Source organism: Colwellia sp. MB3u-45, from assembly GCF_014077005.1.
In the GTDB taxonomy this organism is placed as follows: Bacteria; Pseudomonadota; Gammaproteobacteria; order Enterobacterales; family Alteromonadaceae; genus Cognaticolwellia.
In genome coordinates, this window is sequence record NZ_JACGVC010000010.1 from 1 (window position 1) to 338 (window position 338).

Here is a 338-nt window from a genome sequence, read left to right on the forward strand (position 1 = left end):
TATAAACGAAGTGCTAGCTGAGTCACTAGTGCTCAATATTACGTCTGTTCCACTGCTTTGTGTCCAGATATAGCTAGCAATAGTTCCGTCTGAGTCAGAGCCTGCACCTAATAAGGATACCTCAGTATTTTCATTTACTATTTGGTTCGCACCAGCATTTGCTGATGGCAATATATTGACATTATTAACATTAATCGTAATGGTATCGGTCTTAGTTGCACCTTCATTATCGGTTACCGTTAGTGTAAAAGTAAATACTTCGTTATTGGTAACTTCCGGTGTTATAAACGAAGTGCTAGCTGAGTCACTAGTGCTCAATATTACGTCTGTTCCACTGC

Annotated in this window: 1 protein-coding gene; it reads right to left on the reverse strand. The window is 39.3% G+C overall.

Annotated features, from left to right (window positions below):
• A partial coding sequence (locus tag H4J41_RS00030) for a PKD domain-containing protein (RefSeq protein WP_404842440.1) occupies positions 1–321 on the reverse strand: 321 nt, incomplete at its 3' end.
• Positions 322–338: the final 17 nt, after the last annotated feature.